Origin of the sequence: Brachybacterium sp. GU-2 (assembly GCF_030866705.2) — a bacterium.
Taxonomy (GTDB): Bacteria; Actinomycetota; Actinomycetes; order Actinomycetales; family Dermabacteraceae; genus Brachybacterium; species Brachybacterium conglomeratum.
The window spans coordinates 2,887,384-2,914,079 of the sequence record NZ_CP133037.2; the positions used below are offsets into that span (position 1 = coordinate 2,887,384).

The 26,696-nt window shown below is 73.1% G+C and carries 28 protein-coding genes; 16 read left to right on the plus strand and 12 right to left on the minus strand.

Going from position 1 to position 26,696, the window contains the following annotated elements; translation table 11 throughout:
* Positions 1-106 precede the first annotated feature (106 nt).
* The 4 genes from RBL05_RS13055 to RBL05_RS13070 form a co-directional block, all read right to left on the minus strand.
* Entirely contained in the window at positions 107-1,198 is a 1,092-nt protein-coding gene (locus RBL05_RS13055) for a type II secretion system F family protein (protein ID WP_308739094.1), read from the minus strand.
* Complete coding sequence (locus RBL05_RS13060) at positions 1,195-2,400, minus strand: TadA family conjugal transfer-associated ATPase (protein ID WP_308739093.1); 1,206 nt, start codon at positions 2,398-2,400, stop codon at positions 1,195-1,197. The genes RBL05_RS13055 and RBL05_RS13060 overlap by 4 nt, the downstream gene beginning before the upstream one ends.
* Complete coding sequence (locus RBL05_RS13065; RefSeq protein ID WP_308739092.1) at positions 2,397-3,563, minus strand: hypothetical protein; 1,167 nt, start codon at positions 3,561-3,563, stop codon at positions 2,397-2,399. Before RBL05_RS13065 ends, RBL05_RS13060 begins: the two co-directional genes overlap by 4 nt.
* A gap of 342 nt (positions 3,564-3,905) precedes the next feature.
* The gene (locus RBL05_RS13070) at positions 3,906-4,706 is read right to left on the minus strand and encodes an exodeoxyribonuclease III (RefSeq protein WP_308739091.1); all 801 of its coding nucleotides are present in this window, start codon (positions 4,704-4,706) and stop codon (positions 3,906-3,908) included.
* 80 nt (positions 4,707-4,786) lie between these two features.
* Between RBL05_RS13070 and RBL05_RS13075 the strand changes: the two genes are divergently transcribed.
* Both RBL05_RS13075 and RBL05_RS13080 read left to right on the plus strand, forming a co-directional pair.
* The gene (locus tag RBL05_RS13075) at positions 4,787-5,638 is read left to right on the plus strand and encodes an SDR family NAD(P)-dependent oxidoreductase (RefSeq protein WP_308739090.1); all 852 of its coding nucleotides are present in this window, start codon (positions 4,787-4,789) and stop codon (positions 5,636-5,638) included.
* A gap of 28 nt (positions 5,639-5,666) precedes the next feature.
* Entirely contained in the window at positions 5,667-6,266 is a 600-nt protein-coding gene (locus RBL05_RS13080; RefSeq protein WP_308739089.1) for an orotate phosphoribosyltransferase, read from the plus strand.
* A gap of 51 nt (positions 6,267-6,317) precedes the next feature.
* Here RBL05_RS13080 and RBL05_RS13085 read toward each other — a convergent pair whose 3' ends face one another.
* Positions 6,318-7,244: a neutral zinc metallopeptidase gene (locus tag RBL05_RS13085; RefSeq protein ID WP_308739088.1), complete on the minus strand. Its 927-nt coding sequence runs from the start codon at positions 7,242-7,244 to the stop codon at positions 6,318-6,320.
* 167 nt (positions 7,245-7,411) lie between these two features.
* On the opposite strand from RBL05_RS13085, the gene RBL05_RS13090 reads away from it, so the two are divergent.
* The 3 genes from RBL05_RS13090 to fbaA all read left to right on the plus strand — a co-directional run bounded on the left by RBL05_RS13090 (position 7,412) and on the right by fbaA (position 9,903).
* Positions 7,412-8,101 carry a DedA family protein gene (locus RBL05_RS13090; protein ID WP_308739087.1) on the plus strand — a complete coding sequence of 230 codons (690 nt, stop codon included), beginning with the start codon at positions 7,412-7,414 and terminating at the stop codon, positions 8,099-8,101.
* Positions 8,098-8,748 carry a TrmH family RNA methyltransferase gene (locus RBL05_RS13095; RefSeq protein ID WP_308739086.1) on the plus strand — a complete coding sequence of 217 codons (651 nt, stop codon included), beginning with the start codon at positions 8,098-8,100 and terminating at the stop codon, positions 8,746-8,748. The genes RBL05_RS13090 and RBL05_RS13095 overlap by 4 nt, the downstream gene beginning before the upstream one ends.
* 126 nt (positions 8,749-8,874) lie before the next feature.
* Positions 8,875-9,903 carry a class II fructose-bisphosphate aldolase gene (gene fbaA / locus RBL05_RS13100; protein ID WP_308739085.1) on the plus strand — a complete coding sequence of 343 codons (1,029 nt, stop codon included), beginning with the start codon at positions 8,875-8,877 and terminating at the stop codon, positions 9,901-9,903.
* Between the two features lie 361 nt (positions 9,904-10,264).
* Here the strand turns inward: fbaA and RBL05_RS13105 are convergent, their stop codons facing one another.
* The 6 genes from RBL05_RS13105 to RBL05_RS13130 form a co-directional block, all read right to left on the minus strand.
* Positions 10,265-10,582: a DUF2516 family protein gene (locus tag RBL05_RS13105; RefSeq protein ID WP_263311131.1), complete on the minus strand. Its 318-nt coding sequence runs from the start codon at positions 10,580-10,582 to the stop codon at positions 10,265-10,267.
* A gap of 117 nt (positions 10,583-10,699) precedes the next feature.
* On the minus strand, positions 10,700-11,524 hold the full coding sequence (locus RBL05_RS13110; protein ID WP_318603702.1) for a hypothetical protein: 825 nt from the start codon (positions 11,522-11,524) through the stop codon (positions 10,700-10,702).
* On the minus strand, positions 11,500-11,997 hold the full coding sequence (locus tag RBL05_RS13115; protein ID WP_318603705.1) for an FUSC family protein: 498 nt from the start codon (positions 11,995-11,997) through the stop codon (positions 11,500-11,502). The genes RBL05_RS13110 and RBL05_RS13115 overlap by 25 nt, the downstream gene beginning before the upstream one ends.
* A 521-nt stretch (positions 11,998-12,518) precedes the next feature.
* A complete protein-coding gene (locus RBL05_RS13120) occupies positions 12,519-13,640 on the minus strand; it encodes a YgfZ/GcvT domain-containing protein (RefSeq protein WP_308739083.1) in 1,122 nt (373 codons plus the stop codon).
* Entirely contained in the window at positions 13,633-14,274 is a 642-nt protein-coding gene (locus tag RBL05_RS13125) for an FABP family protein (RefSeq protein ID WP_308739082.1), read from the minus strand. Before RBL05_RS13125 ends, RBL05_RS13120 begins: the two co-directional genes overlap by 8 nt.
* A 137-nt stretch (positions 14,275-14,411) precedes the next feature.
* Positions 14,412-15,161, minus strand: a complete 750-nt coding sequence (locus tag RBL05_RS13130; protein ID WP_308739081.1) for a hypothetical protein — start codon at positions 15,159-15,161, stop codon at positions 14,412-14,414.
* Between the two features lie 148 nt (positions 15,162-15,309).
* On the opposite strand from RBL05_RS13130, the gene mshD reads away from it, so the two are divergent.
* The 10 genes from mshD to RBL05_RS13180 all read left to right on the plus strand — a co-directional run bounded on the left by mshD (position 15,310) and on the right by RBL05_RS13180 (position 25,073).
* Complete coding sequence (gene mshD / locus RBL05_RS13135) at positions 15,310-16,197, plus strand: mycothiol synthase (RefSeq protein ID WP_308739080.1); 888 nt, start codon at positions 15,310-15,312, stop codon at positions 16,195-16,197.
* The gene (locus RBL05_RS13140) at positions 16,194-17,144 is read left to right on the plus strand and encodes an NUDIX hydrolase (protein ID WP_259882799.1); all 951 of its coding nucleotides are present in this window, start codon (positions 16,194-16,196) and stop codon (positions 17,142-17,144) included. The genes mshD and RBL05_RS13140 overlap by 4 nt, the downstream gene beginning before the upstream one ends.
* Before the next feature lie 22 nt (positions 17,145-17,166).
* Positions 17,167-17,709, plus strand: coding sequence for a DUF4190 domain-containing protein (locus tag RBL05_RS13145; RefSeq protein WP_263311123.1), 543 nt, complete (start codon positions 17,167-17,169; stop codon positions 17,707-17,709).
* Positions 17,710-17,928: 219 nt separating this feature from the next.
* Positions 17,929-19,068, plus strand: a complete 1,140-nt coding sequence (pstS, locus tag RBL05_RS13150; protein WP_308739079.1) for a phosphate ABC transporter substrate-binding protein PstS — start codon at positions 17,929-17,931, stop codon at positions 19,066-19,068.
* 120 nt (positions 19,069-19,188) lie between these two features.
* Positions 19,189-20,151 carry a phosphate ABC transporter permease subunit PstC gene (gene pstC / locus RBL05_RS13155; protein WP_263311121.1) on the plus strand — a complete coding sequence of 321 codons (963 nt, stop codon included), beginning with the start codon at positions 19,189-19,191 and terminating at the stop codon, positions 20,149-20,151.
* A 10-nt stretch (positions 20,152-20,161) separates the two neighbouring features.
* On the plus strand, positions 20,162-21,328 hold the full coding sequence (gene pstA / locus RBL05_RS13160; RefSeq protein ID WP_263311120.1) for a phosphate ABC transporter permease PstA: 1,167 nt from the start codon (positions 20,162-20,164) through the stop codon (positions 21,326-21,328).
* Positions 21,329-21,357: 29 nt separating this feature from the next.
* Complete coding sequence (gene pstB, locus RBL05_RS13165) at positions 21,358-22,143, plus strand: phosphate ABC transporter ATP-binding protein PstB (RefSeq protein WP_263311119.1); 786 nt, start codon at positions 21,358-21,360, stop codon at positions 22,141-22,143.
* Positions 22,144-22,546: 403 nt separating this feature from the next.
* Positions 22,547-23,323: an ABC transporter ATP-binding protein gene (locus RBL05_RS13170; RefSeq protein WP_308739077.1), complete on the plus strand. Its 777-nt coding sequence runs from the start codon at positions 22,547-22,549 to the stop codon at positions 23,321-23,323.
* Entirely contained in the window at positions 23,320-24,681 is a 1,362-nt protein-coding gene (locus tag RBL05_RS13175) for an FtsX-like permease family protein (RefSeq protein ID WP_308739076.1), read from the plus strand. The genes RBL05_RS13170 and RBL05_RS13175 overlap by 4 nt, the downstream gene beginning before the upstream one ends.
* A gap of 65 nt (positions 24,682-24,746) precedes the next feature.
* A complete protein-coding gene (locus RBL05_RS13180; protein WP_010549566.1) occupies positions 24,747-25,073 on the plus strand; it encodes a rhodanese-like domain-containing protein in 327 nt (108 codons plus the stop codon).
* 10 nt (positions 25,074-25,083) lie between these two features.
* On the opposite strand, the gene RBL05_RS13185 is transcribed toward RBL05_RS13180, so the two are convergent.
* Positions 25,084-25,851, minus strand: a complete 768-nt coding sequence (locus RBL05_RS13185; RefSeq protein ID WP_263311115.1) for a CPBP family intramembrane glutamic endopeptidase — start codon at positions 25,849-25,851, stop codon at positions 25,084-25,086.
* A 36-nt stretch (positions 25,852-25,887) separates the two neighbouring features.
* Here RBL05_RS13185 and RBL05_RS13190 point away from each other — a divergent pair, with 36 nt between their 5' ends.
* Positions 25,888-26,613 carry an SDR family oxidoreductase gene (locus tag RBL05_RS13190; RefSeq protein WP_263311114.1) on the plus strand — a complete coding sequence of 242 codons (726 nt, stop codon included), beginning with the start codon at positions 25,888-25,890 and terminating at the stop codon, positions 26,611-26,613.
* The last annotated feature ends 83 nt before the right edge of the window (positions 26,614-26,696 follow it).

Sequence of the window (26,696 nt, forward strand, 5' to 3'; positions counted from 1 at the left end):
TTCGTTCTGCGGGGCGGCGCTCGCCGTCCCGCGGTGGCGGCTCCCGCCGCCGACGCCGTCCCCGGGCGGGGACGACGGACCGGGACCTTCCCGGTGATCCGTGGCCTCACGCTCCGCCGGAGGTGAGGGAGAGGGTGCCGCCCAGCAGGGAGATCACGGTCGGCACGATGCCGAGGGCGACGAAGGCCGGCAGCAGCGCCGCTCCGGTGGGCAGCACGAGGCGGACGGCGAGCTCGGCGGCGCGCACCTCGGCGTCCCGGGCGCGGCCGCGCCGGGCGTCCCGCGCCGCGGAGCGCAGCACCCTCGCGAGATCCGCGCCGGTCTCCTCCGCGAGCACGGCGGAGCGTCCCAGGGCGTCGAGCTCCGCGGGGAGCGCGTCGACCGCGAGCCGTGCAGGGGCCCCGGCGGCGAGGGCGGAGGCGACGGCCCGCATCGCCTCGGCGTCCGTCCCTCCCGGCAGGGCTGCGGCGACCGCGGCGAGGGCGCGGGACAGCGGCAGCCCCGACTCGAGCGCCCCGGCGATCAGCTCGAGCGCGACCGACGGGTCCACCTCCGTGCGCAGGGGAGGGTCGGCGCTGCGCAGCAGGCGGCGCATCCACCACCAGCCCAGCACCGTCAGGCCGATCCCCGCCCCGCCGAGCAGCCGTCCCGAGGTCGAGGCGACCAGGAGCCGCAGCGGGTCGCCGCCCAGGAGCATGCCGAGGCCCAGTCCGGCCAGCGGCAGCACGAGCAGGATCCGGGCGGTCGAGCGCGGGCCCGCGAAGGCGCTGCGCCGCGCCTGCGCGGCGTCGTGGAGGTCGCGCAGGGCGTCGGCGAGGTGCTGGAGCATCACGGCGGCCGGGGCGCCCGTCCGCTCGCACACCGCGAGCGCGGCGCCCAGCGAGGCGACCGTCGGCGCTCCGCGCAGCCGTCCGCCCGCCGCGCGGCGCGGATCCGCTCCGGCGGCGGAGGCGCGGGCCAGATCCCGCAGGTCCCCGTCGGGAAGGGCGCGCGCGAGCGCACCCCAACCCTGCCGGATGCTCGCCCCGGAGCTGATCACGCTCGCGAGCTGCTCGACCGTGCGGGCCAGGTCCAGCGGACCGGACGAAGCGCGGCGGGGCCGGGAGGCCCTCACCGGCGCTCCGGCGGGGAGCGCCGGCGGGACGAGCACCCACAGCAGCACGAGCGCGAGGGCGCCGACGGCGAGGACGGGGATCATGCCGCCCTCCGTCCCGCTGCCCGGGCGGGCCCCGCGCCCGCCCCGTGATGCAGGCGGGAGGCGAGATGCTCCGCGGCCGGCCCCTCCCGCAGCGTCCCGCCCTGCGAGCGCAGCGCGGCCCGGGCGGTGAGCATCCCGTCCCCTCCGCGCGAGAGCACCGCGATCTCCTCCAGCACGCGCAGCCCGTCGCGTCGGCCCAGGTGCACGACGACCTCGAGGGCGCTCGCCACCTGCGCGGCGAGCGCGCCGCGGTCCAGCCCGCCGAGGGCGCCGAGCGCCTCGAGCCGGGCGGGGACGTCCGCCGCAGTGTTCGCGTGGACAGTGCCGCAGCCGCCGTCGTGCCCCGTGTTCAGCGCCTGCAGGAGCTCACGGATCTCCTCGCCGCGGCACTCCCCGAGCACGATCCGGTCCGGCCGCATGCGCAGGCTCTGCCGCACCAGCGCGGTGAGGTCGACGGCGCCCGCGCCCTCGCTGTTCGCGTGCCGCGACTGCAGGTGCACGACATGGGGGTGGTCCACGGCGAGCTCGAGCACGTCCTCGACCACGACGATGCGCTCCTGCGGCAGAGCCTCGTGGAGCATCGCGGCCAGCAGCGTCGACTTCCCGGTGCCCGTGCCGCCCGTGACCAGGAAGGGCACCCGGGAGCGGACCAGCGCGCGAAGCACCTCCCGCACAGCGGGGGTCAGCGCCCCCAGACGCTCGAGATCGTCGAGGTCCAGGCGGTCCCGCGAGGGCAGGCGCAGCGAGAGGATCGCCCCGCCCGGGGAGAGCGGAGGGAGCACGGCATGGAAGCGGATCCCGGAGGGGAGGTGCGCATCGGCCCAGGGCACTGCATCGTCGAGGCGACGACCGCCGGAGGTCGCCAGGCGCACCGCGAGATCCCTCGCCTCGCCGGCGGTGAGGCGGAGCCCCGCGGGACGGAGCCCGCCCGAGTCGTCCACCCAGACCGTCCCGTCGTCGTTGACCAGCAGGTCCGTGACCCCGGGGGCGATGAGCCCCTGCAGGGGGCCGAGGCCGTCGACGTGGTCCCGCACCCGCGCGGTCAGCTCGAGGGTCGCCGCGGCACCGAGCACCCGCCCCTGGGCGCGCAGCACCCGAGCGATCCGCGGCACGTCCACCGCGCCGGGGGAGCGCACCAGGTCCTCCCTCACTCCCGCGAGCAGGGTGTCGAGGGCGCCCTCGTCCGTGCTCCGGCCGCTCATGCCGGCTCCTGCATCAGGAGCTCGGCGAGCAGCTCACGGGTGGCGCGATCCGCACCTCGGCGTCGCACGTCCAGCAGCGGGACCGCGCCGCGGGGGCTGTCGCGGAAGGAGGCGGCGAGGGGGAGGTCCAGGTCCTCGGCGACATCGGCGGCGGAGAGCGCGCCGCCGCGGCGCACCACCGCTCTCGTGAGCCCGGCCGGCGGCGACCACTCCCGTAGGCGTCGCGCGGCGGACCGCACCGCATGGTCGCTCGCGGGCAGCACCAGCAGGAGCTCGTCCAGGTGAGGGATCGCGCAGGGGACGAGCGCAGCGGCGAGGTCCACCACGACCGTGCCGTCGAGAGGGCCGAGCGCCGCGAGCACGCGCGGCAGGTCTTCCTGGTCGGGTCCGGGCCTCTCCCCGGCCACGAGCAGGTGCACCTCGTCGATGCGCGGCAGGCCCGAGCGCAGGGCCTCGCCGTCGTCGACGCCGAGCGACGCGGTCTGCGACCAGTCCAGGCCCGGGGCGCCGCTCGCCTCGACCAGCAGGTCGAGCCCTCCGCCCAGCGGATCCGCGTCCAGCAGCGCCACGGGGCCGTGGCGGCGCGCGGCCCCGGCGAGCCGGGCGGCGAAGCTCGAGGCGCCGGCCCCGCCGCACCCTCCGGTCACGCCGATCAGACGGGCGCCCGAGCGGGTGCGGGTGAGCTCGGCAAGGCGCGAGAGCAGCTCCTCCGAGGCCGAGGGCAGCGGCAGGACCGCGAGGGCACCGGCCTCGAGCGCGAGGGGCCACAGCTCGGCGGGCACCTGCTCGGCGGCGAGGACGACGATCAGCGGGGCACGGCCCGGGGCGGCGCCGGGGGAGCGGGGCGCGCCGTCGCGGAGGGCGTCGGCAGGGACGACGGTGCAGCCCGCCGTCTCGTGGGGATCCTCGAGGAGCCAGGAGCCGGCCGCCGTGGCATGGTCCGCCACGAGCTCCCGCAGGGGACCCTCCGGTCCCACCCATCGGACACCCCGACAGGGCCTCCCGGGGCTCCCGGCGCGGTCCTGCCCGGCGCCCGGGAAGCGGGAGCGGGCCCGTCTCGGCGCGCGGGCCGCGGAGGGGTTGAGGGAGGCGGGAGCTGAGGTCCGCTCGGGTCCTGCAGAGCTCGGCGAGCGGTCGGCGGCGGAGGCGATGGTGCTGGTCATGCCGCCATCGTGGCGAGCACGGGCGGAGTGCGACAGGTCGTCGGCGCGACGGTGGACGGACGGGGTCTGTGGAGGAGAGGTCGCCGGGACGAGGGTCCTTGCGTCCTCCCCTCCGGGCGGGTAGTGTGAGATGCACCACGACGGATACCGGCATCGGAACCCACGTACGACTGGTCCCCGCAACGGACCGGCTGTGAGACGTCGACAGCGTCACCGCAGCTGCTTCACGTGTACGCCTGATCCTGATGCAGACGGCCCGTCAGGAGCGGCGGTGCGACTCGATCGCACCGCCGCTCCACCATGTCCGGACCCGGCGCGGGAGCCGCCCGGGCCGGAGCGCCCTCAGAGCTCCAGATCCACCACGACCGGCGCGTGGTCCGAGGCGCCCTTGCCCTTGCGCTCCTCGCGGTCGATGAAGGACCCGGTGACCGCGCTCTGCACGGCGGGGGAGCCGAGCACGAAGTCGATGCGCATGCCCTCCTTCTTCGGGAAGCGCAGCGCCTGGTAGTCCCAGTAGGTGTACACCCCGGGCCCGGGATGCTCGGGCCGCACGACGTCGGCGAAGCCCTCGTCCACGACCGCGCGGAAGGCCGCCCGCTCCGGCTCGGTGACGTGGGTCTTGCCCTCGAAAAAGTCCATGTCCCACACGTCGTCGTCCTGCGGGGCCACGTTGAAGTCGCCGACGAGCGCGACCTTCGCCGCCGCGTCCGCGGCGAGCTCGCGCGCGCCCTCGGCGCGCAGCGCCTCGAGCCAGCGCAGCTTGTAGGGGTAGTGCGGGTGGTCCAGCTCGCGGCCGTTGGGCACGTACAGCGACCAGATCCGCAGCCCGTCCCCGACGATCCCGCCGAGCGCACGCGCCTCGACCACCCCGGTCTCGTCCTCGGGCCAGGTGGGAACGGCCGGGAGCTGCGTGCGCACGTCGGACAGGCCCACGCGCGAGATCAGCGCGACCCCGTTCCACTGGTTCAGCCCGTGCGCCGCGACCTCGTAGCCGGCCGCCTCGAGTGCGGTCAGGTCGAGCTGGGTGGGCTTCGCCTTGATCTCCTGCAGGGCGAGGACGTCCACCTCGTGCCGTTCGAGGAAGGCGAGCACGCGGTCCATCCGGGCCCGCAGCGAGTTGATGTTCCAGGTCGCGATGCGCATGCCGCCGATCCTACGGGGCACGGGCGCGCGTCCGCCTCGAATGCTCCATGGCAGGCTCCGGACCTGCGTAGACTCTGTCCATGGCGCGCGCACTCGTCACGGGATCCACTTCAGGGCTGGGACTCGAGTTCGGCTGGCAGCTGGCCGGCACCGGGCACGACCTGGTCCTCGTCTCGCGTGACGAGGACCGTCTGCGCGCCGTCGCCGAGCAGATCCGGGACGTCCACGACGTCACGGTCGAGGTGATGTCGGTCGACCTCTCCGACCGCCGCGAGCTCGAGCGGGTCGAGGTCCGCCTGACCGACCCCGTCGACCCCGTCGACCTGCTCGTGAACAACGCCGGCTACGGGCTGCGCGGCGGCTTCCTCGAGGTGGGGATCGAGGACCACGAGAAGCAGCTCGACACCCTGATGCGGGCCGTGCTCGTGCTCTCCCACGCCGCGGCCCGGTCCATGGTCCAGCGCCGCCGCGGAGCGATCCTCAACGTCAGCTCCCTCGCCGGGTACACCACCGCCGGCCCCTACGCGGCCTCCAAGAGCTGGGTCACCGTGTTCACCGAGTCCCTCGCCATGGAGCTCAGGGGCACCGGCGTCACCGCCACCGCCCTGCTGCCCGGCTTCGTCCAGACCGAGTTCCACGAGCGGGCCGCGATGTCGATGGACGGGCTGCCCCGCATCACCTGGCTGAAGGCCCCGTACGTCGTCGAGCAGGCGCTGAGGGATGCGGCCAAGGGCTCGGTCCTGTCGATCCCGTCGGTGAAGTACCGCACCGCGGGGGAGATGTCCCGGATCGCGCCGCGACCGCTCGTGCGCGCCATGACCTCCCCGAACTGGTACCGACGCCTGCAGGCGCGGTCGGTGGAGCGCTCCCGTCGTCGGGCCTCCCGCCGCAACCTTCGCGCCCCCTGGCAGCGCGAGGACGACGCTCTCTGACGGGATGGGCATCCACTACCCTGGCCGCATGTCCTCCACCAGCACGGATCCTGTCCACCAGCTCCCGATCGACGAGGCCCGCGAGCGTCTGCGCGTCCTCATCCGCGACCTCGCCGTGGTGCGCGGCCGCGTCACCCTCTCCTCGGGAGCGGAGGCGGACCACTACGTGGATCTGCGCCGCATCACCCTGCACCACGAGGCCGCGCCGCTCGTCGGCCGCGTCATGCTCGACCTGCTGCAGCGCGAGGGCCTCGTGCCCGGCGTCGAGGCCGTCGGCGGGCTCACCCTGGGCGCGGACCCTGTGGCGACCTCGATCCTGCACGCCTCCGCCGCCGATCCGGCGCTCGATGCGCTGGACGCCTTCGTGGTCCGCAAGGCGAACAAGGCCCACGGCCTGCAGCGCCGCATCGAGGGCCCGGACGTCTCGGACCGCCGCGTCGTCGCGGTCGAGGACACCTCCACCACCGGCGGCAGCGTGCTCACGGCCTGCGAGGCGCTCGCCGAGGCCGGCGCGGACATCGCCGCGGTCGCCGTGATCGTGCACCGCGCCGACGCCTCCCGCGACGCGGTCGAGCAGGCCGGGCACCGCTACCTCTCCGCCTACGACATCTCCGAGCTGGAGATCTGAGGCCGAAGCTCCCGGAGCTCCTGGAGCTCGACCGGACCCGACCCGCCCGGATCAGACCTGGTCGGCGGCGAAGGTGTCGCAGGAGGCGATCGTGCCCTGCTCGTAGCCGGTGGTGAACCAGGCCCGACGCTGCTCCGAGGAGCCGTGGGTCCAGGTCTCGGGCCGCACCTGCCCGCCGGCGACGTCGCCCTGGATGTGGTCGTCGCCCACGGCGCTGGCGGCCGAGAGCGCGGACTCGATGTCCTCCGCGGTCAGCGGCTGCAGCATCGCATTGCCCTCGTCGTCCACGGAGCTCGCGGCGTGATGCGCCCACACGCCGGCGTAGCAGTCGGCCTGCAGCTCGAGCCGCACCCCGTCGGACTGCGGGCCGGTCCGGGAGCGGTCCGCGGTCTCCATCACCCCGGTCAGGTACTGGATGTGGTGGCCGTACTCGTGGGCGACCACGTACATCTTCGCGAGCTGCCCGCCGTCGGCCCCGTACTGGGTGGCCAGCGAGTCGAAGAAGGACACGTCGACGTAGAGGGTCATGTCGGCCGGGCAGTAGAAGGGGCCGACGTCGGCGGTCGCCGCACCGCAGCCGGTCTGCACCTGGTCGGAGAAGATGAGGCCCTGCGCCTCGACGAAGTCGATGCCCTCGGCGGGGGCGAGCTGACCCCACGTGGAGTCCGCGGACTCCACGGTCGCCTGGACCAGGCAGTCGTCGCGCTCGTTGGCGTCGGCGCCGCTGAGGCAGTGGTCCAGCGAGCCGCCCTCGGCCGCCGGCCCCTGCTGCGTGCTGCTGCCGCCGAGCAGGTCCAGCGGGTTGCCGCCGACCAGCGTGTAGATCAGGACCACCACGAGCAGCAGGCAGCCGGCGCCGCCGCCGAGCTTGAGCCCGCCGCCGCCCCGCCCGCCGCCACGCGGGTAGAAGCCGCCCCCGCCACGACCTGCGGCGGAGACGTTGTCGGAGCGGATCTCCGCGTTCGGGTTGAAGGTCATGCGCCCAGAGTAGACCGGGAGTCCGCTGTGAACGGCCGGAACAGCGTTCGTGGAGGTCCTGGGCAGGCCGCGGGCGGGCCGGGGCGCGCGCCCGAGGCGGGCACCTAGACTCGGGGGCGGGCCGACGAGGTCCGACTCCTCCACCACGACCTCCGGGAGCCACCAGCATGAACATCGTCGACTGGGCCGTCTCGACCATGGACGCCCTCGGGCCGCTCGGCGTGTTCCTGCTGATCTTCCTCGAGAACATCTTCCCGCCGATCCCCTCCGAGGTGATCCTGCCGCTGGCGGGCGTGACCTCCGCCGGGCCGAACCAGTCGTTCTGGCTGATGCTGCTGGCCTCGATCGCGGGATCCGTCGTCGGGGCGTGGCTGCTCTACGGGATCGGGCGCCTGCTGGGCCCCGAGCGGCTGCGGGTCCTCTTCATCCGCCTGCCGCTGGTGCACGTGGAGGACTACGACAAGACCGTCGCGTTCATGGACGAGCACGGCTACAAGGCGATCTTCTTCGGCCGCTTCGTGCCCGGCATCCGCTCGCTGATCTCGATCCCGGCCGGCCTCTACGCGATGCCGATCGGGATGTTCACCCTGCTCACCGCGATCGGCAGCGGCATCTGGAACACCCTGTTCATCACCATCGGCTACTTCATGGGCTCGAACTGGACCGTCATCGAGCCCTACACCGGCATCTTCTCCAACGTCGCCTACGCCGTGATCCTGCTGATCGTGCTGTGGTTCGCGGTCAGGCTCGTGCTGCGCGAGCGCAAGCGCCGCAGGCTCGGCCTGCCCGACCCCGACGCCCAGGAGCTCGAGGCGCTCGAGGAGCAGAAGGACCCCGAGCGCGCCGAGGAGCGATGAGCGAGGCTCCCCGCGCAGCGGACCCCGGCCGCGAGGTCGGCGTCGGCCCTCATCCCGAGCCCTGGCCCGAGGATCCCCGACTGGACCCGGAGCTGCTCGCCGGCGGCGACCGCCGCAACGTCGAGGACCGCTTCCGCTACTGGCGGCGCGAGGCGATCGTCGCCGATCTCGACACCCGCCGCCACGACCTCCACGTCGCGATCGAGAACCTCGAGCACGACGCGAACATCGGCTCCGTGGTCCGCACCGCGAACGCCTTCGCCGTCGGCGCCTTCCACATCGTCGGCAGGCGCCGCTGGAACCGGCGGGGCGCCATGGTCACCGACCGCTACCAGCACGAGATCCACCACCCCGACGCCGCACACCTCATCGCCTGGGCGCGGGAGCAGGGCCGGCCGCTGGTCGCGATCGACCTCGTGCCCGGGGCGGTCCCGCTCGAGCGCACCGCCCTCCCGCGCGACGCGGTGCTCGTGGTGGGGCAGGAGGGGCCGGGGGTGAGCCGTGAGCTGCTGGAGGCGGCGGATCTCGTCGTCGGCATCACCCAGTTCGGCTCGACCCGTTCGCTCAACGTCGCCGCGGCCGCCGCGATCGCGATGCACGCCTGGGTCCTCCAGCACGCCGAGATCCCCGAGGGCCCGCTGCGCTGAGCCGTCCACGCGGGACCTCCGGCCGGAGGATGCCGGGTGCCCTGTGGAACAATGGCCACGATCGGACGACCCCGCGCGGAGCACCGCCGGTCGTCATCGACCCCACCGACGAAGGAGAGTGCCCCCATGGCAGTCGTTTCCCCGGATCAGTACGCAGAGATGATCGATCGCGCCAAGGCGGGCAAGTTCGCCTACCCGGCCGTGAACGTCTCCAGCTCGCAGACCGCCACCGCCGCCCTCCAGGGCTTCGCCGAGGCGAACTCCGACGGCATCATCCAGGTGTCCTTCGGCGGCGCCGAGTACCTCTCCGGCTCCACCATCAAGGATCGCGTCGCGGGCTCCATCGCGCTGGCCGAGTACGTCCACGCCGTCGCGAAGAACTACCCGATCAACGTCGCGCTGCACACCGACCACTGCGCCAAGGAGGTCCTGCCCACCTGGGTCGAGCCCCTCATCGAGTGGGACCTCGAGAACCGCGTGAGCAAGGGCCTGGACCCGCTGTTCCAGTCGCACATGTGGGACGGCTCCGCCGTGCCGGTCGACGAGAACCTCGAGATCGCCGAGAAGCTGCTCGAGAAGTCCGCCGCCGCCAAGAAGATCCTCGAGATCGAGGTCGGCGTGGTCGGCGGCGAGGAGGACGGCGTGGAGGCGAACGTCTCCAACGACAAGCTCTTCTCCACCCCCGAGGACGGCCTGAAGACCGCCAAGAAGCTCGGCCTGGGCGAGCGCGGCCGCTACCTCACCGCGCTGACCTTCGGCAACGTGCACGGCGTGTACAAGCCGGGCAACGTGAAGCTGCGCCCCTCGGTCCTGCTGGACATCCAGAAGGCCGTCGGCGCCGAGTACGGCCGGGACATGCCCTTCGACCTGGTGATGCACGGCGGTTCCGGCTCCACCCTGGAGGAGATCCAGGAGGCCGTCGACAACGGCGTCATCAAGATGAACATCGACACCGACACCCAGTACGCCTTCACCCGCCCCGTCGCCTCGCACATGTTCGAGAACTACTCGGGCGTGCTGAAGGTCGACGGCGAGGTCGGCAACAAGAAGGCCTACGACCCCCGCGCCTGGGGCAAGAAGGCCGAGGCCGGCATGGCCGCCCGCATCGTCGAGGCCTGCGAGAACCTCCGCTCGGCCGGCACCCACCAGGCCTGAGCGACCACCTGAAGCGCTGAGCGCCGACCCGGCGCCTGCACGAGAAGGACCCCGGAGCCCCATGGCTCCGGGGTCCTTCCCGTCCGGAGACGAGCCGGTCGCTGCGGCGCTCCTGTCCTTCCCGTGACGCTCCTGCCCTTCCTGCGCTGCTCTCACCCCGCCCGCGCTGCTCATGCCCCGCGCGCGGCGGGGCGGCGAGAATCTGTGAGTCCCAGGACTCATGCGCGAGGGTGCATGGGTCCTGGGACTCACAAAAGGTGGCGGACCGAGGGGCGGCCCGCGGTGTGCCCGAGGGTCGGCCGACGGTGTGCCCGAGGGGCGGCCGACGGGGTGGACGCGGGGGTGGCCGGCGGCGGTCAGCTCACCAGCGGTTGCCCTGGGCGCGGCCCATGACCCGCTTCAGCGCGGGCAGCACGTCGGCCAGGAAGATCCCGGCGATGATCACGCCGGCCAGCATGAACAGCATGCTGCTGCCGCGGCCGATCGGGTACGGCAGGGACAGGAAGCCCAGCAGCATCGCGACGCCGGTCAGCACGCACCAGAACACCTTCGAGCGCTTGCCCGCAGCCGTGTAGGCGTCGGGGCGGAAGCGCAGCGCGTTGACGAACGCCCAGATCTCGAGGGCGAGCAGGGCCACGGCGAGGACCAGGAAGATCCACATCTGGATGAGGGCGATCATCGTTCCAGGATAGGGGCGCGCCCTGGACGCTCCCCGCAGACGCGCCCCTCGCCCCCTGGACCCCGCCGCTCGCGCCCGGGTCGCCGCGGCCCCCGCGCCCCGGACCGCACCGTCCGCTCAGCGGCGGCGCTCGGGATCCGAGCGGTCCGTGATCAGCAGTTCGAGCGCCTCGGTCGTGGCGGGCGGCTCCACGGCCTTCATCTCCATCGTCATCGGGCGCGGGCCGATCGCGTCGCCGTCGGCGGCGATGACCAGGCTCGGCAGGAACTTCTTGGCCTCCGCGGCGGTGAGCCCCGTGGCCTGCAGCAGGTCGATCGCGAGCGAGCGCAGCTGGATGGTGAGGGTCACGCCCTCGAAGTGGCCGGCTCGCCCCGGCCGCACCCCCTCGTCGTTGCGCAGCAGCATCTCGGGGGTGAGATAGGAGCCGAACAGCCGCAGCTGGCGACGCGCCGTGGTGAAGTCGACCTCCTCATGGGTGACGGCGACCCGCAGCTCCTGCACGGCGTCGCGGGCGGCGAGCAGCGCGTCGGCCAGGGTCGAATGGGCGTCCCCGCGCACGGCCTCCAGGAACTCCGCCTGGCGACGTGCGATCACGCGCAGGTTCCGCATCGCCCGGTCGGAGCCGACCAGCAGGTGCTGGATGCGCTCGACGTCCTCGGCATGGCGCAGCCCGGTGGGGGAGAAGGTCGCCATCTCGTTGGCGACGTCATTGGCCAGGCTCCACTCGTCGGTGTACTTCTGGGAGACGTCGCGCAGATTCCGCAGCGTCGCCAGCGCCACCCCGCGGTCCCCGGTGCGGGCGGAGACGGCAAGGCTGACCAGCGCGTCCTCGAGCTCACGGAAGAAGGAGTCCGCGGCACGGGACTGGAGTCGGCGCGGGTTGCCGGAGAGCAGCAGGTGGATCACGAGCGCCACGCTCACGCCGGTGAGCGCGTCCAGCACCCGCCCCCCGGGGTCATGGTGGGGGTGGCCGGCATGATCATCACCAGCAGCGACTGGATGGTGACCTGGAAGCCGAAGAGATTGCTGGACTCGAGGAAGCGCGCGAGCATCCCCGCGCCGAACACGACCACCAGGATCTGCCACGCGCCGGAGCCGATCACCTGGCGGGCCAGCTCCCCCAGGAGCACGCCGAGCATCACGCCGCAGCCCAGCTCGACCACTTTGCGCATCTTCTTCTCGATGCCGAAGCCGATGATGATGAAGGCGACGATCGAGGAGAAGAACGGGAACTCGTGCCCCCACACGAACTGGCTGATCAGATAGGCGAGCGAGGCGGCGAGCGCCGCGCGGGCGACCGTGAGCGCGTCGGCGCGGCCGCGGGAGACGCCGCCGCGCAGCCGGGCGGACAGGGCGCCGCGGACGCGCTCGATGACGGGCAGCGGCCCAGTGGGCGTGAGCGAGAAGTGATTCATGCGGGCACCGGATCCTGGCGCCGACGGCGCAGCAGCTCCTCGAGATCGAAGGTGTCTCCGTCGCGGGCGCCGCGGCCGACGACGAGCGGTGCGGGGAGGGCTCGGGTGCCTCGCCGCGCAGCCGGGCGAGGAGGCCCCCCTCGACGCGCAACACGTAGTAGCGGCCCTCCGCATCCACCGCGAGGGAGCGGTCGCGCTTGAGGTACCAGCCGCTCAGGCCGGTGCGCACGGTGCCGCTGCCGCGATAGGGCCGCGCCCGCAGCGGCACCGGGGCGATGCCGTCGGCGAGATAGCCGGCCACCGCCTCACGGATCAGCGCGGTGGCCCGTGCGTGCTCGTCCTCACGGGCTGCGCGGAGGGCCTGCTCCTTGGCCTCGACCACCTCGCGCCGGTGGCGGGACCACTCCTGCTGCTCGGCCTGGCTGTTCATGACGCCATTCTTCCAGGCCGCGGCGCCGAGCACAGCGGAGCCGGGCAGGAGGTGCGGTGCAGGGGATGTGCGAAGAGCGTGGAGGCGCGGCTCAGAGCTTCGCGGTCGCGGGACGTTCGCCGTGGTCGCGGGGCACCACGACCGGCTCCTGGGAGGCGTCGATCCAGAGCGCCCCGGTCTCGCCGAGGAGCACCTGCACGGACAGCGCCGCATCCAGCGGCACCGCCCGACGCACGACGGCGAGGGCGATCGGGCCGAGGTCCGCATGGAGGGCCGCGGAGGTGACGGCGCCGACGACCTTCCCGTCGGCCCCGCCCAGGCGCACCTCGCCGCCGGGGGCGACGGGGACGTCCTGGGAGCCGTCGAGATGGAGCATCACCAGGCGCCGCGGCGGCTGGCCCAGGTTCAGCACCTTCGCGACGGTCTCCTGGCCGCGATAGCAGCCCTTGGCGGTGTGCACGCTGGTGCGCAGCAGGTCGAGCTCGTGCGGGATGGTGCGCTCGTCGACCTCGCGCGCCTGGCGGGCGCGATGGTCCGCGATCCGCACCGCCTCCCAGGAGCTCATCCCGGCCAGCTGCCGCTCCTGCCAGGGCAGCGCCTCGAGCGCCGCGGCGGGGAAGACCGAAAGGACCTGGCCGGCCGCGTCCTCGGACGCAGGACCGTAGGCGACGCCACCGGGGGCGACCTCGGGCCAGGGCTCGGACCACACGGCGACGGGCTCGGGCAGGTCGAGGTCCGCGAGCACCTCGGCCGCCGGTACGAGGGCGCCCAGCACCCGCAGGTCGTCGCGATCGAGGATCTCGACCCGGGCGGCGAAGCGCATCATCTCCAGGTAGCGGCGCAGTCCGGCGCGCGCCCCGGCGTCGAGGACCAGCAGCAGCGACTCCTCACCGATCACGACGGCCGCGGCGAGATGCTCGACGCGGCCCTGCGGGGAGAGCACCGCGAGGGAGGACGAGGCGCCGACGGGCGTGCCGGTGAGGACCTGGGTGGAGACCGTGGTCATCCAGCTGCGGGCGTCGGCGCCGCTGACCTCGAGCAGCTCGAGCTGGCCGAGGTCGACGACGGCCTCCCGCTCCAGCAGGCGGCGCTGCTCGCGCAGCGGGGCGCCGTAGTGGGCGGGCACGGACGCGTCCGGGCCCTCGCCGAGGACCGCGCCGCGCAGGGACAGGGGGCGGATCTCGCGGACGGGACCGGACACGGGATCAGACACGATGCAGCTCCAGGGAGAGATGGGGGAGGAGCGCCGTCTCGCCGGGCGCACCCTCGGGGGCGGGGCCGCGCTGCTCCCAGAGCCACATGAGGCGTCCGGAGATGTAGCCGACCATGCGTGTCGCGGCGACCTCGCCGTCGGCGCCGGGCAGGGCGAGCTGCAGGCGCGGCCCGCGGACCTCGCCGCGCCAGGTCTCCGCGGCCTCGCCGCGGCGCTCGAAGCGCGCCTCCAGATGATGGGAGAGCTGCCCCTCGGGGCTGCCGGGGCGTGCCGCCTCGGCGGCGGCGCGGTCCTGCCCGGGCAGGAGATCGCCGACGGTCCACACACCGTCCTCGCGGTGCAGCAGGCTCCGCTCGCCGGTCGACGGCGGGGCAGGGGCGTCGTCGTCCCCGTTCTCCGCGCGGGCGAAGGCGCTCGTGGGCGGCAGGGGAGCGGGGGCGTCGACCCGGTGGATCGTCGAGCGCCAGGCGAGGGTGCCGTCCTCCTGGGCGGTGCACACGAGACGCTGCTCGACGCGCACGTCAGGGGTGCCCGGGGACGGGGCGGCGAGGGCGCCGCTGCCCTCCCACTCGCCGATCAGCCAGGCGAGCGGGTACAGGGAGCGGGGGAGGGAGGGGTCGAGCGTGATGGGCATCGGTGCCGCGGGGCGCTCAGCGGTTGAACAGGCGGCTGATCACCAGCACGGAGAAGCCGAGGACGAGGATGCCCACCAGGACGACGAGGGCGAGGAAGAACAGCGACAGCGCAGACATGGCGGCGAGTCTACCGTCGTCAGCCGAACAGTGTGATCGCGAGATGCGCGAGGACGCCCACGGTCCCGACCGGCACCGCCGCCACCGCCAGCGAGGGGACCGGCTCGTGCGCGACGAGCGAGGAGCCCACCAGCAGATGCGCGCTGCTCGCCCCGATCGCCGTCGCCACGCCCAGCATCACCGCGATCGGCAGGGCGAGCGAGGCCAGCGACACCGCGAGCAGGCACGTCAGACCCGCCCCCACCGCCACCGAGAGCACGAAGCGGGGCAGCGCGGGCAGCGGCGTCCAGTCCAGCAGCAGCGTCGCGGCGAGGCCCGTCGCGACGGCGGTGACCACGGCCGTGCTCCCGGAGGCCTGGGCGTCGACCTGAGCGATCACCCAGGTCGCGGCGAGCCCGGCGAGGAAGACTCCGGCGACCGTGCCCGTGAGTGAGGAGGTGAGGTCGCGGCGGTCGCGCCGGAGCATCTGATGGACGAAGGAGGCGAAGATCCCCGCCGCGCACAGCATCACGATCGCGGAGACGGGGGTGAGGCGCTCGGGGACGAGGACCGCGACCAGCGCGCCGCCGATCCCGGTGCTGGCGACGACCACGCGGGTCCCGATCGCGGAGGGCAGCTCGAGCAGCCCGGGCCAGGAGATCCCGATCAGCAGCCCGAGCAGGCCGACGGAGGTCGCCATCAGCACGGGGGAGAGGGGGCCGGTGAGCGAGACGAGCGCCAGGAGCAGCGCGAGGGCGGCGCCGAGGGGTGCGTGCTCGGGAGCGGTCACGGGGCCTCCCTCGCTGTCTCTGCCGGTCGCTCGATGGGTCGCCGACGGCTCGAGGTCCGCGGCGCTACAGTGGCAGTCTACGAGTGCCCGCAGGTGGAGGCATACTCGTGCCGCTCACCACCGCCGTCCGTCGTCCCGGAAGGACCCCATGATCTCCACGGCCGAGCTGTCACAGGAGCACCGTGACCAGATCCTCGATCTGCTCGGCGCGGTGACCGCGCGCGACGGCGTCTCCCCGCTCGACGAGGCGGCGAGCCTCGCGCTCGAGGGCGACGGCGCCCGGCACCTGCTCCGCCTCGAGGGGGACCGCGCGGTCGCCTACGCCAGCGTGCTCGCCGACGGCACCGTCCAGGGGATGGTGCGCCCGGAGGTGCGCCGCCGCGGCCACGGCACCGCCCTGCTCGAGGCCGCGCTCTCCGACCGGCCCGACGCCGGGGTCTGGGCGCACGGCGCGCTCGAGGGCTCCCTCGCCTTCCTCTCCGCGGCCGGGCTCGTCGAGACGCGCCGCCTGCTCACCCTGCACCGCGCGCTCGGGGCCGATGCCGCGCTCGAGCCCGTGCCCGAGTCCTCCCTGTCCGGGCTGACCCTGGGCGTCTTCGATCCGGTGCGCGACGCGGACGCCTGGGTCGGGGTCAACTCCCGCGCCTTCGCCTCCCATCCCGAGCAGGGGGCGCTCACCCGCGCGGACCTGGACCAGCGCCTCGCCCAGCCCTGGTTCGACGCCGAGGACATGGTCGTCACCCGTCACGACGGGGAGCTGATCGGATTCGTCTGGGTCAAGCGGGAGCGGCCCGGCGCGACGGACGCCGACGCCGAGATCTACGTCGTGGCGACGGACCCGGCGGTGCAGGGGCACCGCATCGCGGCGGTGCTGCTGGCGACCGCGCTGCGTCGCCTGGCCGAGGGCGGGGTCCCCGGCGTCGAGCTCTACGTCGAGGCGGACAACACCGCCGCGCTGCGCCTGTACGAGCGCTGGGGCTTCGAGGTCTCGGGCCGCGACGTGCAGATGCGCCGTCCCGCAGCGGCCTCGGCATGAGCGTGAGCGTCGGCCCGGGCAAACCGCCTCCCGTCCTCGCCGCCGGCGCCCTCGCCTGGCGCGAGAAGGGCGGGAAGCTCCAGGTGCTGCTCGTGCACCGGCCCCGCTACGACGACTGGTCGGTCCCCAAGGGCAAGCTCGACAAGGGCGAGACCTTCCCCGCGGCCGCGGTGCGGGAGGTCACCGAGGAGACCGGCTACCGGGTGCGCCTGCACCGGCCGCTGCCCGCCTCCGTGTACCTGCTGCCGGACGGGCGCACCAAGATCGTCCAGTACTGGGTCGGCACGGTCCGGGCGAAGGTCGCGCCCGGTCCGGAGAACGCCGCCGAGATCGACAAGGTCCGCTGGGTCCCGCTGGCGGAGGCCGAGGGGATGGTCGCGCGCCAGGGCGACCAGGTCCTCCTGCAGTCGCTGCGACGCTTCGCGGAGGCCGGGGAGCTGCGCACGGCGCCCGTCGTGATCCAGCGCCACGGCGCGGCGGTCTCCCGGTCGAAGTGGCGCCGCGGGGAGGGGGCCCGCCCCTTGAACTCGAAGGGGAAGAAGCAGGCCAAGGCCCTCCCGCCGCTGCTGGACGCCTTCGACCCGGGGAGCGTGGTGAGCAGCCCGTGGGAGCGGTGCCTGAGCACCGTCGAACCGCTGGCGAAGAACGAGGGCCTCACGGTGCGGACCAAGGGCGAGCTCTCCGAGGCCGGCCACGCGGAGCACCCCTCCCGCACTGAGGCGGTCATCGACCGGGTGCTGAGCGAGGCGCGGCCGACGGTCGTGTGCACGCACCGTCCTGTGCTCCCCACGGTCATCGAGGCGGTGCGCCGGGTCTCCCGGCCCGGCGCGGCCCTCGAGCTGCCGCGCGAGGACCCCTATCTCGCCGCCGGCGAGGCCCTGCTGCTGCACGTCACGCCTGAGGGCGTCGTGGTGGCGATCGAACGACACCTGCCGAACATCGGCTGACGACGGACTGGAGAGAGCACGGATGAGCACGCAGTGGGGGCAGGACCCGTACGGGCCCTCGTCGGAGCGGTACGGCCCGTACGGGTCCTCGGCGTCGGCGGACCCGTACGGCAGCGCGGAGCAGCACGAGGCGGCGGACCCGTACGGCACGGCGGATCCGTACGGCGCGGCCGATCCGCACGGGGCCCCGCAGCGCGGTGCCGGGGTGCCGGATCCCTACGCCTCCCTCCCCTCGGGGCTGTCCCAGGGCCGCTACGCCGCCCCGGGCTATGCCGTCGCGGTGCAGCCGGCGCCGCCGAGCTCCGGGCTCGGGATCGCCGGCTTCGTGATCGGCCTGCTCGGGCTCACCCTGTGCGGAACGCTCGTCTCGCCCGTCGGCCTGGTGCTGTCGATCCTGGGCATGCGGGAGACGTCCCCGACCGCGACCCCGCCGAAGGGAGGCCGCGGGCTCACGATCACCGGGCTGATCCTCTCGATCATCGGCACGGTCGCACTGCTTCTCATCATCGCCTACTTCGTGGTCATGTTCGTGATCGCAGGGGTGGCCGCCGGCTCCGGCTACTGAGGGGCATGCCGAACGTGTCCCAGCCCACTGGAAGTCGGACGAAACGGGAGTGTGATCCGTTCGTAATCCGGTAACGACCTGCGAGTTCATGGGAGCGGGAGGGCTGTTCACCTGGTGTTCACGCAACGACGGGCCCCGCGTCATCTCCCCTCCCTAGGTTCGCCGCTGACAGACGTCAGCAGGTGTGAACCCGGGCCGAAGGCCCCGAAAGGACTCGCAGTGAACGTTCGCAAGAACAAGCTCGTCTCGCTCGCAGCGCTCGGACTCGTCGGCGGCCTCGCGCTGTCCGCGTGCGGCGGCGGCTCGGAGAACGGCGGCACGGACGGCGCCTCCGACGGCGGCGGCGCCGCGGCCGGCGGCTACGCGGAGCTCTCCGGCAACCTCGCCGGCTCGGGCGCGTCCTCGATGCAGAACGCCCAGACCGCGTGGACCGAGTCCTTCATGGGCCTCACCCAGGCCGAGGGCGGCGACCTCACGGTCACCTACGACCCCACCGGCTCCGGCACCGGCCGTGAGCAGTTCCTCTCCGGCCAGGTGCAGTTCGCCGGCACCGACGCCGCCCTGGACGAGGAGGAGCTCACCAAGTCCGCCGAGGTGTGCAACGACTCGCAGGCCTTCGACCTGCCGGTCTACATCTCCCCGATCGCCGTGGTCTTCAACCTCGAGGGCGTCGACTCCCTGAACCTGACCCCCGAGGTCATCGCCGGGATCTTCGCGGGCGACATCACCACGTGGAACGACCCGGCGATCGCCGAGTCGAACCCGGACGCCGAGCTGCCCGACCTGGACATCGTGCCGGTCCACCGCTCCGACGACTCGGGCACCACCGAGAACTTCACCGAGTACCTCTCGGAGACCGCGCCCGACGCGTGGACCCACGGCCCGGTCGAGACCTGGCCCATCTCCGGCGGCCAGTCCGGCGACGGCACCTCCGGCCTGATCTCCACCGTCGAGGGCGGCAACGGCACCATCGGCTACGCCGACGCCTCGCAGGCCGGCAACCTCGGCACCGCCGCGATCCAGGTCGGCGACGAGTTCGTCGAGTACAGCGCCGACGCCGCCGCCAAGGCCGTCGACGTCTCCCCGCGCGAGGAGGGCCGCGAGGAGAACGACATCGTCGTGGAGCTCGACCGCACCACCGAGGAGGCCGGCGTCTACCCGATCGTCCTCGTGTCCTACCTCGCGCTGTGCGGCTCCTACGCCGACTCCGCGCAGGGCGAGGCCGTCAAGGCCTACGCCTCCTACATGGTCTCCGAGGACGGTCAGGCCACCGCCGCCGACGCCGCCGGCTCCGCCCCGATCTCCGAGGAGCTGCGCACCGAGGCCCAGGCCGCGATCGACGGCATCACCGTCGGCTGATCCCGCCACCTCACGACAGCGTGTCGCCGGGCCGTACCGGCCCGGCGACATCGCTGTCCCCGCCGTCATCACCCCGGCCAGCGCACCGCGCGCGGACCGTGAGCTCGGAGGAAGGTCCCCATGAGCACAGCTGACATCGAACCGGACGCGGCATCGGCCCCGCCCGCCTCCATGAAGTCCGGTGGCCGCCGCTTCGGCGACTCGCTCTTCAACGCCCTGAGCGTCGGCTCCGGGCTCCTCATCTTCGTCACCCTCGCCGCGGTGGCCATCTTCCTCACCCTGGAGTCCCTCCCCGCGATCATCGCGAGCCGGGAGTTCTCCGGCACTGCGGACTTCTCGCTGATCGAGTACGCCCTGCCGCTCGTGTTCGGCACCGTCCTCGCCGCCGCGATCGCGCTGGTGATCGCGATCCCGATCTCCCTCGGCATCGCCCTGTTCATCTCGCACTTCGCGCCGCGCCGCCTGGCCTCGGCGCTCGGCTACATGATCGACCTGCTCGCCGCCGTGCCCTCGGTCGTCTACGGCCTGTGGGGCGGCGTGTGGCTGGTCCCCAAGCTCGAGCCCCTGTACGTCTTCCTCAACACCTACTTCGGGTGGATCCCGCTGTTCGGTGGCGATCCGACCGCCCCGATGCGCAACCTCGCCTCCGCCTCCGTGGTCCTGGCCGTCATGGTCCTGCCGATCATCACAGCGGTCTCCCGCGAGGTCTTCCTGCAGACCCCGCGACTGCAGGAGGAGGCCGCGCTCGCGCTCGGCGCCACCCGCTGGGAGACCATCCGCACCGTCGTGCTGCCCTTCGGCCGCAGCGGCGTGGTCGCCGCGTCGATGCTGGGTCTCGGCCGTGCGCTCGGCGAGACCATGGCCGTGCTGATGATCCTCGCGCCCGGCGCGACCTTCTCCCTGCACATCCTCGAGGTCGGCCGCCACAACTCGATCGCCGCGAACATCGCCTCGAAGCAGGCGGAGGCCTCCGGCGTCGACATGTCCCTGCTCATCTTCACCGGCCTGGTGCTGTTCGTGCTGACCTTCGTCATCAACGCCATCGCCCGGTGGATCGTCGCCCGCAGCGGCCCCAAGAGCTGAGAGGTCCCCCATGAGCACCCCCACCACCGTGCGGACCGGGCCCTCGGTCCACCACCCCCGCGACGAGCGCCGCCTGCCCTGGTACCACCTCGTCTTCACCGGCCTCGCGGGCCTCCTGGTCGCCATCGCCGTGCTGGCGATCGTCGGCGCCCTCTCGGTCACCAGCGCCATCCTGCTCGGATTCGTCCTGCACCTGCTCTTCGGCTGGGGCTACTCGCTCCTGCGCGAGGGCCCCCGCTGGGCGACCGAGCGGCTGATGACCCTGCTGGTCATCGGCGCGTTCGCGATCTCGATGTTCCCGCTGCTGTCGCTGCTGTGGTCCGTGGTCTCCCGTGGCCTGACCCGCGTGATCGCCGCGAAGCCGACCAGCTTCGCGTTCTGGACCGAGGACATGTCCGGCATCATCGGCGGAGCGGACGCCGGCGGCGTCTTCCACGCGATCGTCGGCACGCTGTTGATCACGCTGTGGGCCTCGATCATCTCGATCCCCGTCGGCCTGTTCACCGCGATCTTCCTGGTCGAGTACGCGAACGTGGGCTGGAAGCGGACCCTCGGCAGGGGTGTCACCTTCCTCGTCGACGTCATGACCGGCATCCCCTCGATCGTGGCGGGCCTGTTCGGCCTGGCGGTGTTCATCGCCTTCATGCCCGACCAGTCCGTGCGCATGGGCATCATGGGCGCGGTCGCGCTCTCGCTGCTGATGATCCCCACCGTGGTCCGCAACAGCGAGGAGATGCTCCGCCTGGTCCCCATGGATCTGCGCGAGGCCGCCTACGCGCTCGGCGTGCCCAAGTGGCTCACGATCGTCAAGGTCGTGCTTCGCACCGCGATCGCGGGCTTGACCACCGGCATCACCCTCGCCATCGCCCGCGTCATCGGCGAGACCGCGCCGCTGCTGCTCACGGTCGGCATGGTCACCTCGGTGAACTGGAACATGTTCGACGGCCGCATGGCGACCCTGCCCACCTTCATCAACCAGCAGTACCGCAACGGCAACGCGAACTGCATGTCGGACACGGTCACCAACCCGATCAACCAGGAGGTGTACGCCTGTGCGGTCAGCACCAACATCGACCGCGCCTGGGCGGCCGCCTTCACCCTGATCGTGATCGTGATGGTCCTGAACATCATCGCGCGCCTGATCAGCCACTACTTCTCCCCGAAGCTCAGCCGCTGAGCCGGGCCACCCACGCGAAAGGACATCTGATGGCAGCCCCCCAGCCCATCAACGTCGAGGACCTGAACATCTACTACGGCGACTTCCTCGCCGTCGAGGGTGTCGACGTGCAGATCCGGCCCCGTTCGGTCACGGCCCTCATCGGCCCCTCCGGCTGCGGCAAGTCGACCTTCCTGCGCACCCTGAACCGCATGCACGAGGTCATCCCCGGCGCATACGCGAAGGGCAAGGTCGAGATCAACGGCGAGGACATCTACGACGCCAAGGTCGACCCGGTCAACGTGCGTCGCCGCGTCGGCATGGTGTTCCAGAAGGCAAACCCCTTCCCGACCATGTCGATCCGCGACAACGTGCTCGCGGGCGTGAAGCTCAACAACCGTCGGATCTCGAAGTCCGCGGCCGACGAGCTGGTCGAGCGCGCGCTGAAGGGCGCGAACCTCTGGAACGAGGTCAAGGACCGTCTCGACAGGCCCGGCATGGGCCTGTCCGGCGGTCAGCAGCAGCGTCTGTGCATCGCCCGCACCATCGCCGTCAAGCCCGAGGTCGTCCTCATGGACGAGCCCTGCTCAGCGCTCGACCCGATCTCCACCCTCGCGATCGAGGACCTCATCCACGAGCTGAAGGAGGAGTACACGATCGTCATCGTCACGCACAACATGCAGCAGGCGTCCCGCGTCTCCGACCGCACCGGCTTCTTCAACATCGCCGGCACCGGCAAGCCCGGGCACCTCATCGAGATCGACGACACCGACACGATCTTCACCAACCCCAGCAACAAGCAGACCGAGGACTACATCTCCGGTCGTTTCGGCTGATCGACGTACTGGCGAGGGACGAGCCGGTAGGAGATCAGTCAGGTGGACGGAGGCTGATCGACGTACTGGCGAGGGACGAGCCGGTAGGAGATCAGTCAGGTGGACGGAGGCTGATCGACGTACTGGCGAGGGACGAGCCGGTAGGAGATCAGTCAGGTGGACGGAGTCTGATCGACGTAGTGGCGAGGGACGAGCCGGTAGGAGATCAGCGAGTCGGACGGAGTCTGATCGACGTCCTGGCGAGGAGCGCCGGGACCCTGGGCCGAGTGCCCGGGTCCCGGCGCTCCGTCGTCCCGGGGCCGACGGTCGCATCCGGGCGTCATCCCACGGTCGGACGCCGCCTGTGCGGAACCGATCCCCGGGCGGATGCGGTGTGAGGGGCCCGCGGCGGATCGTGGGGGACATGAACTTCGCACCCCCTGCCTCGCAGCCCTCCGCCGCCCCGTCGGCGCCCGCCCATCCCACGCCGATCCTCTCCGCCCGGGGGCTCGTGCGCACCTACGGCAGCGACCAGACCGCCACCCGGGCCCTCGACGGCGTGGACCTCGACATCGCCCGCGCCGACTCCCTCGCCGTGATGGGCCCCTCCGGCTGCGGCAAGACCACCCTGCTGCACGTGCTCGCCGGCATCCTCGCCCCGACCTCCGGGACGGTGCGACTGGACGGCGAGGCCCTCGCCGAGCTCGGGGACCGACGGCGCACCCTGCTGCGCCGCAGCGAGTTCGGCTTCGTCTTCCAGGACGGCCAGCTGCTGCCCGAGCTGACCGCGGTCGAGAACGTGATCCTCCCGCGCATGCTCGGCGGCACCTCGCGCCGTGCCGCGACCGCCGAGGCCACCGCCTGGCTGGACCGGCTCGGCCTCGCCGGGATGCACCACCGCCGGCCGACCCAGCTCCCCGGCGGCCAGGCCCAGCGCGTAGCGGTCGCCCGCGCGCTCGCGGGGCGTCCGTCGGTCGTCTTCGCCGACGAGCCCACCGGCGCCCTGGACCAGGAGACCGGACAGTCCGTCCTCGCGACCCTCGTCGACGCGTGCGCCGAGACCGGCGCGAGCCTGGTCATGGTCACCCACGACGCGAAGGTCGCCGCGGCCTGCCGGCGAACCGTCGCGATGCGCGACGGCCGGATCGCCCGCGAGTACGTGCGACCCGAGGGCGCGCAGGGCACGGGGGACGCCCGATGAACGCCCTGCTCGTCTCCGCCCCGCTCCTGCTGCGCCGCCGCGGCGCCCTCGCCGACGTCCTGCCCGTGATCGCCTTCGCCGCGGCGACTGCGATCACCGGGACCGTGCTCGGCGGCGCCGCCGCCTTCGTCGGCCGCCTCCCCGCCGACGGCGAGGTCGCTTTCGAGGGGGAGGCCTCGCTGATCCCCTTCCTGGTCTCCTGCGCGATGGTCGCCTCGGTGCTGCTGATCCCGAGCGCCGTCGGCCTCGGCGGCTCCGCGGCGAGGCTCTCGCTCGCCCGGCGCGAGCAGGACCTCGCCTCGATCCGTCTCGTCGGCGGCACCGCCGGCCAGGTCGGCGCCGTGGCGGTCCTCGACGTCGCCGCGCAGGCTCTGCTCGGCGGGCTGCTCGGCGTGGTGCTGCACCTGCTCGTGACCCCGCCCCTGACCGCGCTCGACTTCGGGATCGCCCCGTTCACCACCGCGGACCTGCTGATGCCGTGGTGGGCGTATCCGCTGCTGGTGATCGGCATGGTCCTGCTCGCCGCGGGCTCCGCCGCCGTCTCCCTCACCGCAGTGGTGCTCAGCCCCCTCGGCGTCGCCCGCGACTCCCGCATCGTGCGGATGTCTGTGCTCCGCCTGGTGATCTGGGCGGCGCTGATCCTCGGCTTCCTCGTGTTCATGCAGGTGGGCGGGATGATCTTCGGCGAGGTCGCCGACGGGATGCTGTTCATCGGGATCATGATCGTGTTCATCGGCGCGGTCGTCGCCGGCGTGAACGTGGTCGGCCCGTTCCTCGTCTGGGGCGTGGCGCTGCTCGTGGCGCGCACGGCCCCGACCCCTGCGCTGATGGTCGGCGCGAGGCGCCTCGCCGCGGACCCGAAGGCCGGCTGGAGGGCCGTCTCCGGGATCACCTTCGCCCTGGTCATCGCAGGCTTCCTCACCACGCTCGCGACGCTCGCCCCGGACGGCGGCGCCCGCGCGGTCGAGGACCGGATGATGGCCACCGCCATGTCCACCGGCGGGCTGCTCACCCTCGGCATCGCGGCCGTCCTCGCCGCGGTCGGCACCGGCGTGACGCAGACCGCGCGGGTGATCGACCAGGCGCCGGTGCTGCGCGCCCAGCACATCGCCGGCGCCGAGGTGGGCCAGCTGCACCGGGCCCGGATCGCGGAGATCACGCTGCCGGTGCTGCTGAGCTCGGTGCTCGCGACCTTCACCGCTCTGCTCGTCGTGCTGTCGGTGCTGGGATCGGGCGCCGCCGATCCGAGCGCGGCGGTGCGCTACCTGGTCAGCGTCGCCGGGGCCTACGCCCTGGTGATCCTCGCCGTGCTCGTCGCCTCCCCGCTCGTGCGCCGGTACGCGACGCGCACCGCCTGAGCGGCACCTCCGCGTGCCCCGCCCCGCCTTCCCGCGGCGCGGGGCACGGCCGTTAGGCTGGGGCGATGGACATGCAGACCGTCGCCCCGCAGGACGTGCCCGAGGGCGCGCATCTCATCGACGTGCGCGAGCAGGCCGAATGGGATGCCGGGCACGCCCCCACCGCCCAGCACCTCCCGGCGAGCACGCTCCTGCAGAACCTCGAGCAGCTCCCGGAGACGGACGAGGACCTGTACATCGTCTGCCGCAGCGGCGGACGCTCCTTCCAGGTCGCGCAGTGGCTGAACGCCAACGGGTTCGACGCGATCAACGTCGGCGGGGGCATGGACCAGTGGTTCGAGTCCGGGCTGCCGATAGAGTCCGACGGCGAGGGCGAGGCCTTCATCCTCTGAGGCGCCTCCCTCAGAGCGGCAGCACGTCCTTCAGCAGCGCGTAGCCCACGAACGCGGCCACGTCGAGGAGGGTGTGCGCCACGACCAGCGGCATCGTCCGACGGGTGCGTCGGTACCACTCGCCGAGCACCAGCCCCATCACCAGGTTCGCGAGCCCCGGACCCACCCCCTGGTAGGTGTGGTACGCGCCGCGCAGCAGGGCGGAGGCGAGCAGGATCCGACTCGGCGACCAGCCGAGCCGTTCGAGGCGCTGGTAGAGGTAGCCGACCACGATCACCTCCTCGAGCAGCGCGTTCTTCAGCGCGTGGAGGATCAGCACCGGAGTGGTCCACCAGTGGGTCGCGAGCGCCGCCGGGATCACCTCCACGGTCGCGCCCAGCGCCCGACCCAGGTAGTAGACGGCCAGGCCCGGCACCCCGATCGCGGCGGTGAGCAGCAGCCCGTGGCCCAGGTCCCGCAGCGGCCTGGCGAGGTCCAGGCCGAGGTCGCCGAGCGCCTGGCGCAGCGAGCCCGCGGTCGCGGCCAGCAGCAGCACCACCAGCGCGACCGGCACCAGGGCGAAGACGATCGAGAGCAGCTGGTACATCAGGTCCAGCCACGCGTCCTCCCGCAGCGAGGAGTTCAGCGAGGTCGACTGACCGGAGAGGGGGCCGGCGGCGAGGGCCTGGGCCAGCGCGATCAGCGAGTACACGGCGCTGCGCCCCAGCGAGAGCGCCAGCACGATGAGCACCTCGGCGCGCAGCCAGGCCGGGCTCGGTCTCCACGTCTCCACGCGCACATGCTCTCACCCCGGCTCCGTGCCAGACTCGATCCCATGACTGCCTCGCATCCCGCTGCCCGCACCTCCCGTCCCGTCGTCCTGGTCACGGGCGCGAACCGGGGGATCGGCCGCGCCGTCGCGCACGAGCTGGCCGCCGACCACCACCTGCTGCTGGGCGGGCGGGACGAGCAGGCGCTCGCCGCGCTCGCCGCGGAGCTCCCGTCGGCCGAGCCCGTCGTCGCCGAGCTCACCGACCCCGCCGATCTCGACCGGGCGCTGACCGGCCTCGCCCTCGAGGAAGGACTCGCTGGCCTCGTCCACTCCGCGGGGATCCTGGTGAACGGCTCCATCGAGGAGCTGACGCCCGCGGACTGGGAGCGGAACTTCGCGGTCAACGTCACCGCCGTCTCGGAGCTGACCCGGCGCCTGCTTCCCGCGCTGCGCGCGGCGCGCGGCACCGTCGTCGCCGTGAACTCGGGCTCCGGCTACGCCGCGAAGGGGGACCGCGGCGCCTACTCCGCCTCGAAGTTCGCGCTGCGCGCCTGGGCCGACGCGCTGCGCGAGGAGGAGCTCGCCGCGGGCGTGCGGGTCAGCTCGGTCCACCCCGGACGGGTCGACACCGACATGCAGCACGAGCTGCGCGCCGCCGAGCAGGGCGCCTACCAGGCCGAGCAGTACCTGCGCCCCACCACGGTCGCCGCGGCGATCGGCTTCGTGCTGCGCGCCCCGGAGGACGCGGTGGTGACGAGCCTGGACCTGCGCCCCCGCGCGATCGGCTGACCCGGCGCGGCCGACGGGCCGGCCCGACCCGGGCCCCGTCCGCCGGAACCAGGACGACCCCTCCTGCTCGCCCGAGCAGGAGG